The sequence below is a fragment of the Loktanella atrilutea genome, from assembly GCF_900128995.1.
Lineage (GTDB): Bacteria > Pseudomonadota > Alphaproteobacteria > Rhodobacterales > Rhodobacteraceae > Loktanella > Loktanella atrilutea.
The window spans coordinates 229,652-245,332 of record NZ_FQUE01000003.1 but is presented as its reverse complement, the minus strand read 5'-3'; the positions used below and the strand labels follow the sequence as shown (position 1 = coordinate 245,332).

Below are 15,681 nucleotides of genomic sequence, written 5' to 3'. Positions count from 1 at the left end.
TTTACGCCCCTTCATCCAGAAAGAACGTATCGGGCAGATAGGCGCCAAGGAAGCTGGTCGGCTCGAACCCGTAAAGCGCCTTGTCGGGCACGTTGACCAGTCGGGCGTTCCGCACGACAGGCTGAAGTGCGCCATTCACCGTACCGATAGAAAATACCTGATCTGCCTTCAGGGCAAGCATTTCGTGCCAGACGGTCGTGCGATCTTCCGGATCGACACTGTTCTGCCATTTGACCAGCAGATCCAGCATCTGCTGCGCTACCGGCAAGTCAGGCGCCTCTCCGGCAGCGCCACCAGCGGCATACCAGCTGCCCCACAACGGCCATTGCAACTGGTCGCCTGTCGTCGGCGCCAGCTCGCCCGGAAACGTGTCGGCATCCGGCACGCCATTGTCCAGTCCCGCCCAGACCGACACTTGCACCAACCCGGCCAGCGCGCGACTGCGAAACACGTCACGCTGCGACGACCGTATATAAAGCGCCAGCCCGACGGCGCGGAAGTGATCGCGCACCAGTGCCAGCACATCGGTTTCCAGCGTACTTTCGCCAGCAGTTTCCACAACGATGCCGGCCTGCCTCCCGTCCGGAAGCAGACGGATGTTGCCGCCCCCCCGATCCGTCAGACCCAGTTCGTCCAGCAAGGTATTCGCCAGATCGGGATCGTGCTGAGCCCATGCGGTCGCGTACTCGGGTCGAAACAACGGGCTTTCGGGAATGACCGTATCGGCGCTTTCGGTCCCAAGGCCGAAGAAAAGCGCCTTGTTGATCTCTTCCCGGTCGATGGCGACGGACAGCGCACGCCGCATCCGCACGTCGCGGAACAGATTGCGCCAGACGGTGTCGGCGCAGTTCAGGTTCGGATACAGGGCAACCGCAGATCCCTGAGACTTGCGCCATAGGGCGACATTCAGGTCGTGGGCCTTCTCGGCCCGGCGCAGCAGAGTGTAGTCGATGAAATCCAGCCCCGCCATTTGCAGATCGCTTTCACCGGTCGCTGTCTTGGCAAGGATGATCTCTGACGAAGCGACGTTCAGCGTGATCCGATCGACATAGGGTAATTGCGTGCCCGCTTGATCGACGCGGTGAAAATAAGGATTGCGATCGAAGACGAACTGTTCTGCCGGCGGGGCGGTGCGGGGCATCCACGCCTCCAGCGTCGGCAGATCGGGGTTTTCCGGCCTGATCGAGCGCGACATCTTCATGTGCAGTCGCTTCCAGTCATCGACCTTCTGCTCTTCTGCCAGACGCGTCAGGGCTGCCCCATCGGTATAGGAGGTATGGAATTGCTTCAGATACGCGCTGGGCATGAACAACACCGTCGGCAGCGGAGCGGCCAGCTTCGACAGAAAGGCCGGCACAGGACTGGCGAAGGTATAGCGCACCGTCAGATCGTCGATCACCGCGAAATCCACCGGCGTATCGCCTGCCATCAGTTCGGGAGGCAGACCGCTTTTGTAGAGATCGGTATTCGAGATCACGTCCTCGAACGTGTAGCGGAAGTCCTCTGCCGTGAAGGGGGAGCCATCGGACCAGCGGTGACCGGGGCGCAGGTGCAAGGTGAATTGCCGCTCGCCCTCCTGCTCCACCCCGGCGAGGATGTCCGGTTCCAGCTTGAGTTCCGGCCCGTAGGCCATCAGCCGCGCATAACTGTAGATCGGGATCAGGCGCACATCGCGCTGGCCGCTGATCAGCATGCGAAGTGTACCGCCCCGCCGCCCGGTGCGCCGCCCCATTGCCGGCAGGTCCAGCATCCGCGGGACATCTGGCAGGCCCGGCACAGCCGCCGACGCCACATTGCTAACGCTGGAAGGTATCTCTGCCCGCCCGATATGCGGCACCGCCACCGCCCCCAGAAGCCCGGCAAGGGTGTCTCGTCGGGTGATCATGCGCGCAGCTCTGCCGCGTCGGCGGCAGGATTGGCAAGCACATGATGCCCGGAACCCAGATCGAGTGGAGTGAGTCCCGTATCAGGCTGGAAGGCCTGAGGCCAAGCGGCACTCGCTTCGGCGGTCGATTGGCCGACGGTTCCGAAATCCAGCGGCCTTGCCAGATCCGGATAGGGCACTGCCGCTAGCAAGGCCCTTGTATAGGGATGAACCGGTGCGCGCATCAGCACCTCGCGCGGGGCAATCTCCACGATACGTCCGGCCCACATGACGGCCACACGGTCCGCCATGTAGTCCACCACCGCAAGGTTGTGAGAGATGAAGAGATAGGTCAGCCCCAGATCGCGCTGCAGATCCTTCAGCAGGTTCAGGATCTGCGCCTGCACGGAAACGTCAAGCGCGGACACCGGCTCGTCGCAGATGATCAGGCCGGGTGAGAGGGTCAGGGCGCGGGCAATGCCGATCCGCTGCCGCTGCCCGCCCGAAAAGCTGTGCGGGTAACGGTTGCGGACGCTGCGATCCATGCCGATCGCTTCCAACAATGCGGCGGTGGCGTCACGGCGACTCTCCGGCGTACCGATACTATGGATATCAAGGGGTTCACTCAGGATGTTGCCGACGGTCATCCGCGGTGAAAGAGATGAGACCGGGTCCTGAAATACCATCTGGATCCGCTTGCGCAATCGCTGCAGGACCTCACCTTTCGCACGGAGAACGTCGACTGGCCCGGTCCCGTCGTCATAGGTGACGGTCCCCGTGTCGGGCACCAGACCGCGCATCAGGATCTTGCCGACCGTCGTCTTGCCGCTGCCGCTTTCGCCGACCAGTCCCAAACATTCTCCCCGCAGGATATCGAAGCTGACATCGTCGACGGCCGGACGTGCCACGACAGCTTTGCCGCGCAGCGCCCACTGTTCCTGCTTGACCGCAAAGGTCTTGCGTAGCCCGCGCACAGACAGCAATACCGGGTTCGCATCCGCTGGTCGTGCTACGGGTGTGATGGCGCCGTGCAACCGCGCGCGGTCCAGCGGGATGTCGCGCAACGGGCGCAGGCGTTCGCCCGGCGTCATGTCGAAATGCGGAATCGCCGTCATCAGACCCTTCAGGTAGGCATGCTGCGGGTTGTCGAAGATCGCCTCGACCGGCCCCGCTTCCATGATCTTGCCGCGGTAGATCACGACGACCTCGTCCGCGACGTTGGCAACGACGCCCAGATCGTGGGTGATCAAAAGCATCCCCATGTCGCGCCGCAGCTGCAGGTCGCGCAACAGCGTCAGGATCTGCGCCTGAATAGTAACGTCCAGTGCCGTCGTCGGCTCGTCGGCGATCAGCAGCGACGGGCCGCAGATCAGCGCCATCGCGATCATCGCCCTTTGGCGCATGCCCCCCGACAGTTCGAACGGGTACATGCGGTAGATGCGCGCCGGATCGTCGAAACCGACAAGGCCCAGCATTTCCTCCGTCACGGCACGCCGTTCCGCCGAGGATTTGACAGTATGAACCTGCAGCGCCTCCGCAACCTGATCGCCGATGGTGTGTAGGGCCGAAAACGAGGTCATCGGCTCTTGAAAGATCATCCCGATGTGACGGCCGCGGATGGCACGGATCGCCCGCCCGTCTCGCGGCATGGCCAGCAGATCGCGAGGGGCTGCGTCGGGGGTGCTGAACAGGATGCGACCGGAAGATTTGGCAGAGACTGGCTGCAGCCCCATCACCATCTGCCCCAGAACCGACTTGCCAGACCCGGATTCACCCACCAACGCCGTGACTTTGCCCGGCAGGACGCGCAGACTGACACCACGCAATGCCTCGATCATACCGCCCTGCACGGAAAAGGAGACATTGAGTTCTTCGATCCGCAGCAGATCCCTGTCCGTTCTGCCAGTGCTCATGCCGCCCGTTTCCCTGCCGCAAGTTCGACGTTTCTGCCGCACTGACGTGGTTTGGCGTGGCAAAGCGTAGACCTGCGGAATTTCACTGTCCATCGCCGTTGTCGTCGGCGCCACGCGATTTCAGCTTTGCAGGAGGTCGGGCAGGCCGGTCCAGATGCAGCCCGGATGATTGCGCGTCATGTCAAACAGATGGTCGAGAAAGGACCATGCTGCGTCATCGTGCACGAGATGATGGGACAGGATTCCAATCGGTGAATCACCCTCCGCCGCCAGGGCCGCTGCCAGATCCGCCATCAGGACATCAATGGACCGACCGCCACGCGTGCCACGCCAGTCGATCAGGTCGACGTGCGTATTTATCTGCGGCAGAGGTCCTGACTTGGCAGGACCAAAAACCGACACGGCGCGGAACCCCGCCTCTGCGAGCTTTGGCAGCAACGTTGGGGTGATGCGGTTCCAGGGCGGTACCAGCACCGGTACCATGCGGGGACCGTGCAGCTCGGCAAGTTTTCGACAACCTTCTTCGAGTTCGCGAATGACGACAGCTTCTGCACGGTGCATGCCAAGTTCCTGCTTTTTCTCGGACGATGGAGCATGGTTCGCATGGGCCCAGCCGTGGACGGCGACATTGGAAAGCGGCGACGTGTCTAGGCGCCGCGCCAGAGGCATGCCAGTCGTCTGCGGAATTACCGCCAACGTAATGGGGACGGCGTGGCGCGCGGCGCACTCCAGCAGCAAGTCAAGCTCTGGCGTCGGTTCCGTTGCATCGTCGTCCCGCCACCACAGACGCGCAGGTCGGCCACGCGCCGCCCGATCTTCGAGCGCCTTCAATACGATATCGCTCATGCTGTGCTCGTACTCATGAAAAGCCCCTCGATCAGCGCGATCAGCCGTGCGGTCGCAGCGGATTCCGAATGATGTTGCAGCACGTGCTGCCGCGCAGTCTCGCCCTGCGCCGATGCCCGTGCCGGATCGCGCAGCAGCGATACCAGCGCATCGGCCATGGCGACAGGGTCGTCCGGTGGCACGAGCATTCCGCCGGCTTCGGTCGAGACCACCTCCGGCACGCCCGCCGTTCGGCAGGCGATGACTGGCAGCCCTGCCGCTTGCGCCTCAAGGTAGGCTAGACCGTAAGCCTCATTGCAGCCAGGCCAGAGGTAGACCGCGCCTTGCGACAGCGAGGAGGCGATCGAAGGCGTGTCGAGTGCACCAAGCCAGCGGACCCGGCCCGCGGGTAGAGATGCGAACATGGCCTGAATGTCGCTTCTCAAAGGACCGTCACCAATGACACTTAAATGCCAATCCAGATCCGATGGAAGGTGTTCGAGAGCGCGCGCCATGGCGATGTAGCTGTCTGCCTTGGCGCCTGCCCGCATCATGGCGACCGTGACGATGTGCCCGACCTGCGGATGCGGATCCGTCATGAAGGGTTCGGTTACGATGAAGGGTGCCATCCGATGCAGTCGCGGCACGCCAGCCTTGACCAGTCCCGCATGATCCCGCCCGGTCAGGCAGATGTTGAATGCAGCATGATGTAAGGTATCCAGCAGGTCGGCCTGCGTTTCCGTCCAGATGCCATGGTTGCGGCGCTGGGAATATGAGGCCTCGCAGCTGACATAAGGGATGCCGTAGTTACGGGCCAATGGGACGCAGACCATGTCCGGCGCTTTGACGTAGGGATGATAGCAAAAGATCAGGTCCGGCGGATCCGTCGCCCAAAGCGCCGTGAGGCGCGCCCTCTCCTGCGCCGCATCCTGCTTTAACTGGCACAGTGCGGCAACGTCATCGGGATCGCGAAGGTAAGCCCGCAGTTCAGATGCAAGCGTGACCCTGTAGCCCGCACGGTCCAACGCTGCCCACAGTTGACGCGCCATCAGACGATCGCCCGAAGGCACGGGATGATCCGGCGCCTTGAGCGGTGCATAGAACGCGATGTGCCGGGGCGGCACGGCCATGACAAGCCTCTGGCTGCTGGGGTCTGTGACGGGACCCTAGCGAATGGGCGGGGATACGACCAGCGGCGCGGTTTGCTTGACAGGTCCTTATCGGCGGCGCATGTGAAACTGAATCTTGCATCGGACATCGCCATGGCGCTCCTCGACCGTATCACCGACCGCAGTGCCACCGTGGGTGTCATCGGCTTAGGCTACGTCGGACTGCCTCTGGCAATAGCGACCGCCCGCGCGGGCTTCGCTGTCACTGGTTTCGACACCGATGCCGCCAAAATCACCGCCATCGAGGCGTGTCGCAGCTATATCGAGGCTGTGAGCGATGCCGCGTTGACGGCAGAGGTCGAGGCTGGCCGCTTTGACGCAACCTGCGATTTCGGCCGTCTCGGCGGTTGCGACGTCATCGTGATCTGCGTGCCGACCCCGCTGACTCGACACAGAGAGCCCGATCTGTCCTTCATCGAGCGGACTTGCGGCGACATCGCGGCGACCCTGCGGGCGGATCAATTGATCGTGCTGGAAAGCACGACCTATCCCGGCACGACGGACGGTATCGTGAAGATGATCCTAGAACGCGGCGGATTGCGTTCGGGGCAGGACTTCTACCTCGGCTTCTCGCCAGAGCGGGAGGATCCGGGCAACCGGTCATACGATACCTCGACCATCCCGAAGGTCGTCGCCGGGGACGGCGCAGATGCTCGCGCGCTTGTGCAGGCATTCTATGGCGCCGTCGTCGCCAAGGTCGTGCCGGTGTCGTCAACCGCGACCGCAGAAGCGGTCAAGATCACCGAAAACGTCTTTCGTGCAGTGAACATCGCCCTCGTGAACGAGCTGAAGGTGATCTACGAGGCTATGGGTGTCGACGTCTGGGAAGTCATCGACGCCGCCGCGACGAAGCCGTTCGGCTTCATGCCGTTCTACCCCGGTCCCGGTCTGGGCGGCCATTGCATCCCCATCGACCCCTACTACCTGACCTGGAAATCGCGTGAATATGATCTGACCACCAGGTTCATCGAACTGGCGGGAGAGATCAATTCGACCATGCCACATCATGTCGTCACCCGTCTGGCAGAAGCGCTGGATATACGGCTTGGCCGCGCGCTGAGCCGCAGCCGGGTGCTGGTGGTTGGCCTGGCCTACAAAAAGAACGTTCCCGACACGCGCGAAAGCCCGTCACTGAAGCTGATCGAGCTGATCGAGGCGCGCGGCGGTACGACCGCATATCATGATCCCTTCGTGCCTCAGATCCCGAATACCCGCGCCTATCCAACGCTGGCGGGGCGGCAGTCCGTGGCGCTTGATGCCGACACGATTTCTGGTTTCGACGCGGTGCTGATTGCGACTGACCATGACGATGTCGACTACGCGGCGATTGCCGATCATGCGCCGCTGATCATCGACACGCGCAACACCTTTGTCAGGCAATCGCTGCCGATGGACAAGGTCGTCAAGGCCTGACGTGACACGCCATCGTATCGCCCTGATCGCAGACCCCCATTTCCACGACAGCACGGGTGAGTTCGGCCAGACGGGAGTCACGATTGCCGGGCGTCGGCACGCGTTGCTAAACTGGGAACAGACCCGCTCTGCAGGGCGGGCCGTCAATGAAAGCGCCATGGCGCTGCGTGCTGCCCTGAACCGGATCGCGACGCGCGGCATCCGGACCGTTGTCATCGCCGGGGATTACTCCGACGAAGGGCAGATCGAAAATCTGCGTCGCCTGTCGGATCTGCTACACGATGCAGAAGTGCAATTTGGTTTGCGGATCTACGTGCTGCCCGGCAACCATGATGCCTATGCCGTCGGCGGTAAGCATCGTGCGATCCGCTATGCCACCGGGTCGGGAACCTCCGAACTGGTGACGAGCGATCCGGCGCTGGCCGCGGACGTGCTGTCGCCAGCCATGTTCTGCCCTGGACTAAAGGAAGCGTTGGCGCCCGTGGCCCACTTTGGCCTGCGTCGCCGCCCGGGCGATCTGCATTGGGAGTCCCCTTTCGGCACGTCGGACCAATTCGAGGATCGGACATTCGAAGCGGTCGCCCCGGACGGATCGACGGCCCACCGGTTGATCGACGCCTCATACCTTGTTGAACCGGAACCCGGCCTGTGGCTGCTGATACTGGACGCGACCGTCTTCGAGCCCCGGTCAGGCATCACCGACCCCCAGCGCAAGCGGGCGTTTCGCGATCCGACGGATGCCGGATGGGATGCCGTGCTGCGGATCAAGCCGTTCCTGGTGGACTGGATCGCTGATGTGACGCGCCGCGCGGCGGCAGGTGGCAAGCTGCTGATCCCCGTGTCGCACTACCCGATCCTGCCTCACTGGCCGAATCTGACGAAGGTGATGCCACGCAGCAGTCTTGCGCGGCGCATGCCCGGCCCAGCGGTCGCGACGCAACTGGCCAAGGCGGGGTTGCGACTGCACTTTGGCGGTCACCTCCATATGGATGCAATGACCAGCGCCGGCATAATCACAGACATTTCTCTTCCTGCGACCTGTGCCTTCCCCCCTGCGTTCGCAGTGCTGGAGGGTGGCACCAGCGCCCTGACGATGACCCGGGTTTCCTTAGGTGATCTGCAGCCTGACCCGATTGCGCGGGAAATCTATAACGCCGAAGGCGCGCCATCGCCCGCAAAGGATTTCGGCAGCGAACTTGTTCACCGTCACCGCGCGCGCGCGCAATCGCACCGTCTGACACGTGAAATGCCGGACGACCTTTGGCCATTGCTGTCGTCGCTTACAGTGGCCGACTTTCCGAGATTGATTGGTGCCTCTTCTGTCGATCTACCTGAGATGTCCTTGTCGGATCTGATCTGCGACATGTTGCTTATGATCGATGGCGGGGCATCTGCACTTGCATATCTCTCGCACGACCGGCTCGCTGATCTGAGACAGGTCGCATCAATTCAAGGACATGCGAGTGATCCGCCGGGACAATGGATAATCGACTGCATTGCATTTTTGAAGAAAGCGCTTGACCGTGCGATGCATGACCGGGGCGATCGGACCCTTTACCCCTAAGACGTCGCCGCCACGCTAACTGGCAGATCAGTTGCGCGCCGGACCGCATAGACCTTGATCGGATGGCTCAATCCGCGGACGTCGACCATTTGCGGAACGCAACCGGCGCAAGGTCCGAGGCCCGCCAGATCTGCCGTCTCGGTCGAGACGACAAGTTGCACGCCCAGTTCCTTCGATTTGCCTTCAAGCCGACTCGCAAGGTTTACCGTCTCGCCCAGTGCAGTCAGCGCCGACGTATCGCCGCCCGCCTGCCGCATCGTTCCGATCCGGCCCAGAATGGCCGGACCGCTGTGCATGCCGATGCCCATGGCAAGGGGGGCCGGCAAGGCTTCCCGCAGGCTTTGATTCAGACCGTCAAGGACGCCGTCCATCGCCCGCGCCGCCGCCATCGCCTGAAGTGCGGCAACTCGTGGTGACACCTCCATGCCGAAGATCGCCATGACGCTGTCGCCCATGAACTTGTCGACGAACCCGCCGGTATCCTCGATCGTTTCTGCCATACGGCCAAGGAACTGGTTCAGGACAAAGACGATGTCATAGGGCAACCGCCCTTCGGTCAGATGCGTGAACTCGCGCAGGTCACAGAACATGACTGTCACGTCCCGTTCGACTCCCCAGAGGTAGCGGTCGATACCCATATCGGTGTCCGGCATGATCTTTGCCGGCAAAAGGGTCGAGATCGTGATGTTGCCCTTAGGATAAACCTGACAGGCCAACCGCACGTTGGCGGGGGCACCAAGCCTGCGCAGCACGCGTTGTTCAAGGTCGGAGGGGGGCGGCAGGTTGTCCTGCCCTTTCATCACGCGGACCCGGCAGGTCGAACACCGGGCACGACCCCCGCAAACCGCGGCATGGGGGATCCGGTTCACGCGACTGATTGCAAGGATCGACAGTCCCCGCGGCGCGTGCGCGGCGGGGCCGTCGACATAGGTCACCGTGATCCGCGATCCCAGCCGATCGGCGACCAGAAACAGTCCCCAGACCGCGGCAGCGGCAGCGAGAAGGCAAAGGTAGATCCAGTTCGATGTCGTGACCAGATCAACGTATCGCGCGTACTGTGACAAGCTTAGCGGGTTCCGGAAGGTGCCGGTCGCCTGCTCCAGCCGGGCGGCGCTGACGAAACCGGCGTAGCCCAATACGGGAATGAGCAGCGCCAGGCCCTGCCACAGTCGCAACGTGCGGCGATACCACGCCCGACCGCCCAGCCAATGGTGAAGACCGATGCACGCATGGATCCAGACCAACCCGATTAGAAGTGCAAGGTTGATCGCCTGACCGGGCCACATCACCCACAGGGCGTAACGATAGTCGTCGTCCACGCCGAACATTGCGTTCACGCCGTGCGTCCCCAGAACGTGACGGATCAACATGATCGGAATCATCAGGCCAAAGCCCAGCTGAATCGCGTTCTGCCATCCCATGCGCCGGATATGCGACTGTGTGAAACGCGCAAGTCCCAAGGCGAGATGAACGACCGCAGAGAGGATCAGGATCACGGTGCCCGGCAGACTGCGCGTCACAATCATCCGCGCCTCCTGAACTGCAAGCATCGTGTCGATCGATACGAGCCCCAGAGCGTGGTTCAGCAAATGGGTCAGCGCGAAGGCAAAGAGCACCAGACCGGATGCAAGGCGCAGATCGACGACCGTCGGGCGACGGACCCGCAAAGCGGCCTGCCTCGGGCTTGCAGAACCTGCATCCGCCATTGCACCGTCCCCGTCATGTCAACCAGTCATCGCAGCCGTATGCAATCGATCTGCCAGCCCCTGCAACTGAAGTCACGGGGGTGCTGCGTCATAGACTTGCACCACTCCCAAGGCAAAGGTCTTTTGATTTGCTGCTACCATCCGAAGATGACCGCTCAAGGAGGCTCCGCTATGACGGCTACACGACAGGTGTCAAAAGGTCCTCACCCTTCAGGAACGCGGCGATGTTGTCGCGCTGCAGCTTTGCCATGGCCGCACGGGTCTGGACAGTGGCAGAGCCTTGGTGCGGCTGTAACACCACGTTCTGCAGGTTTAGGAAACGCGGGTCGACATCCGGTTCGCCGACGAAGACGTCGAGCCCCGCGCCCGCGATCGTCCCACTTTCCAGTGCGTCCAGCAGTGCCGCTTCGTCAATCACCGAACCGCGGGAGATATTGATGACGACGCCGTTCGTGCCCAGCGCCGCAATGACGTCCCGGGACACGAATTTCTCCGTCTCCGGTCCGCCGACGAGGGCCACGAAAAGGTAGTCGACCGCACGCGCCAAGGCGACCGGGTCGTCGTGATAGGTCCAGTCCGGCGTGTCCTTCTCGCTCCGGGCAAAATAGTGAATGTCCATCTTGAAGGCCGCAAGGCGGTGCGCGATGTCCCGCCCGATCCGGCCAAGCCCCATGATACCTGCCGTTCCGCCGGACAGTTTACGGTTCAGCGGTACCGGGCCTTTTGCCGCCCAATCGCCGCTGCGCACATGCGCTTCCGCCGCACGCATCTCTCTGCCCTGCATCAACCACATGGCGATCGCAAGGTCGGCCACGTCGTCGTTCAGGACATCGGGCGTGTTCGTCACGCGAATCCCACGCGCCGCGGCTGCATCCACATCAATGGCATCGTAGCCAACGCCATAGTTCGCAATGACGCCTAGGTTCGACAGCAACTCCATCTCTGCCGCGCCAAAGGGCTGCCCGCCGGCATAGGCCACGGCAGTGAATCCCTTGCGCAGGGTTTCGTCCAGCGCCCTGATCGCGTCTGGCCCGGGTATTACATGCGCGTCAAAAGCGTCGGACAGCGCAGCGCGGTCGCCCGGTTTGTAGTTGCCAATGGCCAGTGTCGATGTCATCGAATTATCCTTTGTAGAAGAAGTGTGAGGTCAGCCTTGCGCCGCGACCACTGTTTGGGTTTGTCGCCCAAGGCCCTCGACCTCGACTGTCATGATGTCACCGGGACGCAGGAATCGCTGCGGCCTCATCCCCATCCCGACGCCGGAGGGTGTACCGGTCGCAATGATGTCGCCGGGTCGCAGCTCCATGAACTGCGAAAGATGGCTGACAATCTGTCGCACGCTGAAGATCATGTCCGAGGTATGCGAATCCTGCACCATTTCCCCATTCAGGGTCAGGCTGACCCGTAGCGCCTGCGGGTCCGGCACTTCATCTGAGGTGACCAGCCAAGGCCCGACGGGTCCGAACGTCGGGGCGGACTTGCCCTTGATCCACTGACCGCCACGCTCGATCTGGAAACTGCGTTCCGACACGTCGTTGATCGTGCAATAACCCGCCACATGGTGCAGTGCATCCGCCTCTGACACGTAAAGGGCGGTCTTGCCGATCACCACACCCAGCTCCACCTCCCAATCGCCCTTCTCGGACGTACGGGGGAGGATGATGTCGTCGTCCGGCCCCGACAGCGCAGAGCTCGCCTTGCTGAAAACAATCGGCTCCTTCGGCGCGTCCATTCCGGATTCAGCGGCGTGCAGCGCGTAGTTCAGCCCTATACAGTAAAAGTTCGGCACCCATGCGAGCGCCGATCCGATGCGCCCGGGATCGGTCACGACGGGCAAGCTGGACACATCGATCGCGCGTATCGCATCGAGCGCGGACAAGGACACGTCGTCGCCTGCGAGATCCTTCACATGGCCCGACAGATCACGCACCTGACCCTCGTCATCGAGCAGTCCCGGCCGTTCCTGCCCCTTCGGTCCAAATCGCAGCAGTTTCATGGTCATCCTTCCCGTCGACGGCACAAAGTTTGCATTGACAACTTTCTAGACGCCGCGACACCCGAATGACCAGCCCGTCGGCTTGCGGTCATTCCGGCCGCAGCACATCCGGATGATCGTCATAGATGCTGTCGGCAAGCGCCGCGCGGTGCCGCAGGACGGCACGCTGATTGACGGACCCCTTGTCCGTCACCTCGCCCGCCGCCAGTGACAGGGGCGCTGTCAGCACCATGGCGCGGGTCACACGGCTGGCGGATCCGCCTGCGGCTTGCGCATGCAAGGTCAGGCGGGCGACGAGGGCACGTCTGACCTTCTCATCGGCATGAAGGGCGTCATCCGGCGTGTCCGGCGCGGCCAGACGGCGCATCTGCGTAAGGTCCGGAACCAGCAAGGCGGCCAAGGATGCGCGATCTTCCCCGACGATGACCGCATCGCGGATCAACCCGCCGAACTGGTCCAGCAGTTGCGCGCGAAGTGGTCCGACGGCGACCCATGTCCCTGTACTCAGCTTGAAATTCTCGGCGATGCGCCCGTCGAACCGAAATCCTGCAGCGGGGTCTGCCGGATCGACGAAGCGCAGGGCATCGCCAAGACGATAGAAACCGTCACCATCGAAGGCCTCTGCCGTCAGACTGGGGTTGCGCCAGTAACCGGGCGTGATGTTCGGACCCTTCAGGCGGGCCTCGAACCGGTCACCGTGGGGGACGAGCTTCAGTGTCAGGCCACGCGCCGGCACGCCGATGTTGCCGGGACCGTCCTGCGGCATCGTGCAGAACAGGGAAAACGGCCCGGTTTCCGTCGCCCCCAATCCCGTCGTCATCAGGACGCGGTGGCCGGTGGACATGACGGCCAACTCCTCCAGTTCCCGCCAGGTGTGTGTCGCCATGCCGGCACCTGCGTACATCATCAGCTTGAGGTCGGCAAAGAAGGTGTCACGGAGTGCGGTGTCGTTCCACATGGCGGCGACCAGCGCCTCATATCCCAGCGGCACGTTAAAATACCACGTGGGCGAAACCTCGGACAGGTTGCGGATCGTAGCCTTGATGCCTGTCGGGCTAGGTTTCCCCTCGTCGATATAAAAGGTGCCGCCGAACCACAGCGCCATGTTGAAGGTCTTGTTTCCAGAGGCGGTATGGTTCCAAGGCGCCCAGTCCACAAAGACCGGCGGCTCCTCGGTCATATATCTAAAGCAGTCCGCCACCTGCACCATGTTCGCGCAGAGCATCCGATTGGTCTGTATGACGGCCTTCGGATTGCCGGTGGTGCCGGACGTGAAAAGAAACTTTGCCACGGTATCGGGGGCAATCGCGTTGTGCGCCTTCTCCACGGCATCTGTCGGGGACGTCGCGCGGACCTCGTCCCATGGGACGATCCGATGGCTGTTCGCCATGCCACGCAACGCAATGACGGGGACATCTGTCGGAACGCCTCCGCGCAATGCCGGGTCGTAAACCGTGGCGTCATCAACCAGCACGGCGCCGGGCGTGATCTGCGCCATGACAGAGGACAGCTTGCCATAATCTTCGGCAATCAGTGCATAGGCCGGCGCGATAGCTGCCGACGGGATTCCGACATACTGCGCCGACAGCGCCAGAATGGCGTGTTCGAGACTGTTTTCGGACAGGATCGCCAGAGGACGTTCCGCTGACAACCCGCAGTCCAGCAACCACTGACCAAGGGCTTTCACATGTTCGGCAAGATCGCCGTAAGTCACCCGACGCCAGGCACCTGCATCATCCCGCTGTGCCATCCAGACACGGCCCGGCGCCATCTCTCCCCAATGATCTATGCGGTCCGTCAATCGGTCCGGTATGATGCCGAGAGCGTCTTCGCGATCAATCAGAATGCAGCCGTCCGACTGCCGATGCATTCGCAATTCAGGCTGCCAAAGCGCGACATCGTCGTTTCGTCTGGTCACGGCGGCCTCCTCCCCGAGGGCTCCACGATAATGTTTACACGGAAACAGTTTCTGGATAGCCTGTCAATTGCACAGCAATCGGGGGCGACGATGGACCGGACACTTGTGACTTACGAGATTGCGCAGGACGTCGCCATTTTGACCCTGAATCGGCCTGAAAAGCGCAACGCATTGTCGGATCACGTCATCGACGATCTGGAATCCGGCATCGCGCAAGCTCAGGGAGAGGCGCGGGCAATCGTGATCTGCGGCAACGGAGATCACTTCAGTGCCGGGCTCGATCTGGCGGAACATGCGGCGCGTACACCGATCGAAGGCGTGCATCATTCGCGGCACTGGCACGGCGTCTTCGACAAGCTGGAGCAAAGCGCCGTTCCCGCTTTCGCGGCCCTTCACGGCGCCGTCGTCGGTGGAGGGCTGGAATTGGCAGCGGCTTGTCACGTTCGCGTGGCGGACGAGACGACGTTCTTTGCTCTTCCTGAAGGCACGCGCGGCATCTTCGTGGGGGGCGGCGGATCCGTGCGCGCCGGACGGCTGATGGGGGTTGCCCGAATGACGGATATGATGCTGACCGGGCGTTCCGTCGATGCGCGGCAGGGTGAGGCATGGAACCTGTGCCAGTATGTCGTACCAGCGGGCGAGGCGCGGGCGAAGGCGTTGGAACTGGCATCAAAGGCTGCCCAGAATGCACCGATGTCGAACTACGCGATCATCAACGCGTTGCCGCGCATCAATGACATGGGGCGCGGCGATGGCTTCTTCGTCGAAAGTTTCGTGAGTGCAATGACGGCCACCTCGCCCGAAGCCGAAGCGCGGCTGCGGGCCTTTCTGGAAAAGCGGGCGGCGAAGGTGGCGCGACCGGAATGAATGTCTCCGCAAAGATCGATCTGGGCCAGCTCAGCCAGTCACTTGGCTTCGCACTGCGGATGTCGCAACTGAGCGTATTCGAGGAATTCTACGCCGCACTCGGCCAATTCGGGATGAAGCCGGGCGAATTCTCGATTCTCTATCTGCTCAGTCGCAACCCCGACGCACGACAAGGCGAGATCGCTGAACGCCTGCGGATCAAGCGCGCGCATATGACCAAGCTGGTAAGCAGCTTCGACGCCCGGGGGCTGATCCTGCGCCGGGTGCCGGACGATGACCGTCGGGCGGTCCTGCTGCGACTGACGCCGGAGGGTGAAGCCTTCGTCGCGGATCATGCGGCGGCATTCTTTGGCTATCACGCTGCGGCGGATGCAGGGCGACTGTCGGCGGCGGAACGGACACAACTGCTGAGGCTGTTACGAAAATTCGGGGGGCTGGAGGACTGA

The 15,681-nt window shown here is 62.5% G+C and carries 12 protein-coding genes; 4 read left to right on the top strand and 8 right to left on the bottom strand.

Annotated features, from left to right (window positions below):
- Position 1: 1 nt before the first annotated feature.
- The 4 genes from BUA54_RS08970 to BUA54_RS08955 form a co-directional block, all read right to left on the bottom strand.
- Positions 2-1,885: an ABC transporter substrate-binding protein gene (locus tag BUA54_RS08970; RefSeq protein WP_072856902.1), complete on the bottom strand. Its 1,884-nt coding sequence runs from the start codon at positions 1,883-1,885 to the stop codon at positions 2-4.
- A complete protein-coding gene (locus BUA54_RS08965) occupies positions 1,882-3,777 on the bottom strand; it encodes a dipeptide ABC transporter ATP-binding protein (RefSeq protein ID WP_072856901.1) in 1,896 nt (631 codons plus the stop codon). The genes BUA54_RS08970 and BUA54_RS08965 overlap by 4 nt, the downstream gene beginning before the upstream one ends.
- 120 nt (positions 3,778-3,897) lie before the next feature.
- On the bottom strand, positions 3,898-4,623 hold the full coding sequence (locus BUA54_RS08960; RefSeq protein WP_072856900.1) for a polysaccharide deacetylase family protein: 726 nt from the start codon (positions 4,621-4,623) through the stop codon (positions 3,898-3,900).
- Positions 4,620-5,732: a glycosyltransferase family 4 protein gene (locus BUA54_RS08955; protein ID WP_072856899.1), complete on the bottom strand. Its 1,113-nt coding sequence runs from the start codon at positions 5,730-5,732 to the stop codon at positions 4,620-4,622. Before BUA54_RS08955 ends, BUA54_RS08960 begins: the two co-directional genes overlap by 4 nt.
- Before the next feature lie 102 nt (positions 5,733-5,834).
- On the opposite strand from BUA54_RS08955, the gene BUA54_RS08950 reads away from it, so the two are divergent.
- Positions 5,835-7,184, top strand: coding sequence for a nucleotide sugar dehydrogenase (locus BUA54_RS08950; protein ID WP_281250638.1), 1,350 nt, complete (start codon positions 5,835-5,837; stop codon positions 7,182-7,184).
- Position 7,185: 1 nt separating this feature from the next.
- The gene (locus BUA54_RS08945) at positions 7,186-8,748 is read left to right on the top strand and encodes a metallophosphoesterase family protein (protein WP_072856898.1); all 1,563 of its coding nucleotides are present in this window, start codon (positions 7,186-7,188) and stop codon (positions 8,746-8,748) included.
- On the opposite strand, the gene BUA54_RS08940 is transcribed toward BUA54_RS08945, so the two are convergent.
- From BUA54_RS08940 to BUA54_RS08925, 4 genes are all read right to left on the bottom strand, one after another.
- Positions 8,745-10,415: an adenylate/guanylate cyclase domain-containing protein gene (locus tag BUA54_RS08940; RefSeq protein ID WP_178352730.1), complete on the bottom strand. Its 1,671-nt coding sequence runs from the start codon at positions 10,413-10,415 to the stop codon at positions 8,745-8,747. The two genes, BUA54_RS08945 and BUA54_RS08940, sit on opposite strands and share 4 nt — an antisense overlap.
- 217 nt (positions 10,416-10,632) lie before the next feature.
- Complete coding sequence (locus tag BUA54_RS08935; protein WP_072856896.1) at positions 10,633-11,571, bottom strand: 2-hydroxyacid dehydrogenase; 939 nt, start codon at positions 11,569-11,571, stop codon at positions 10,633-10,635.
- A gap of 30 nt (positions 11,572-11,601) precedes the next feature.
- A complete protein-coding gene (locus tag BUA54_RS08930; RefSeq protein WP_072856895.1) occupies positions 11,602-12,450 on the bottom strand; it encodes a fumarylacetoacetate hydrolase family protein in 849 nt (282 codons plus the stop codon).
- 88 nt (positions 12,451-12,538) lie between these two features.
- Complete coding sequence (locus BUA54_RS08925; protein WP_072856894.1) at positions 12,539-14,320, bottom strand: feruloyl-CoA synthase; 1,782 nt, start codon at positions 14,318-14,320, stop codon at positions 12,539-12,541.
- Between BUA54_RS08925 and BUA54_RS08920 the strand changes: the two genes are divergently transcribed.
- Together BUA54_RS08920 and BUA54_RS08915 are read left to right on the top strand one after the other, a co-directional pair.
- A complete protein-coding gene (locus tag BUA54_RS08920; RefSeq protein WP_342742704.1) occupies positions 14,231-15,235 on the top strand; it encodes a crotonase/enoyl-CoA hydratase family protein in 1,005 nt (334 codons plus the stop codon). The two genes, BUA54_RS08925 and BUA54_RS08920, sit on opposite strands and share 90 nt — an antisense overlap.
- On the top strand, positions 15,232-15,681 hold the full coding sequence (locus tag BUA54_RS08915) for a MarR family winged helix-turn-helix transcriptional regulator (RefSeq protein ID WP_072856893.1): 450 nt from the start codon (positions 15,232-15,234) through the stop codon (positions 15,679-15,681). The genes BUA54_RS08920 and BUA54_RS08915 overlap by 4 nt, the downstream gene beginning before the upstream one ends.

Coding starts and splice junctions, on each gene's coding strand:
- BUA54_RS08970 (WP_072856902.1), bottom strand. CDS start 1,885: ATGATCACCCGACGAGACACCCTTGCCGGGCTTCTGGGGGCGGTGGCG.
- BUA54_RS08930 (WP_072856895.1), bottom strand. CDS start 12,450: ATGAAACTGCTGCGATTTGGACCGAAGGGGCAGGAACGGCCGGGACTG.
- BUA54_RS08925 (WP_072856894.1), bottom strand. CDS start 14,320: ATGCATCGGCAGTCGGACGGCTGCATTCTGATTGATCGCGAAGACGCT.
- BUA54_RS08920 (WP_342742704.1), top strand. CDS start 14,231: ATGATCTATGCGGTCCGTCAATCGGTCCGGTATGATGCCGAGAGCGTC.
- BUA54_RS08955 (WP_072856899.1), bottom strand. CDS start 5,732: ATGGCCGTGCCGCCCCGGCACATCGCGTTCTATGCACCGCTCAAGGCG.
- BUA54_RS08960 (WP_072856900.1), bottom strand. CDS start 4,623: ATGAGCGATATCGTATTGAAGGCGCTCGAAGATCGGGCGGCGCGTGGC.
- BUA54_RS08935 (WP_072856896.1), bottom strand. CDS start 11,571: ATGACATCGACACTGGCCATTGGCAACTACAAACCGGGCGACCGCGCT.
- BUA54_RS08915 (WP_072856893.1), top strand. CDS start 15,232: ATGAATGTCTCCGCAAAGATCGATCTGGGCCAGCTCAGCCAGTCACTT.
- BUA54_RS08965 (WP_072856901.1), bottom strand. CDS start 3,777: ATGAGCACTGGCAGAACGGACAGGGATCTGCTGCGGATCGAAGAACTC.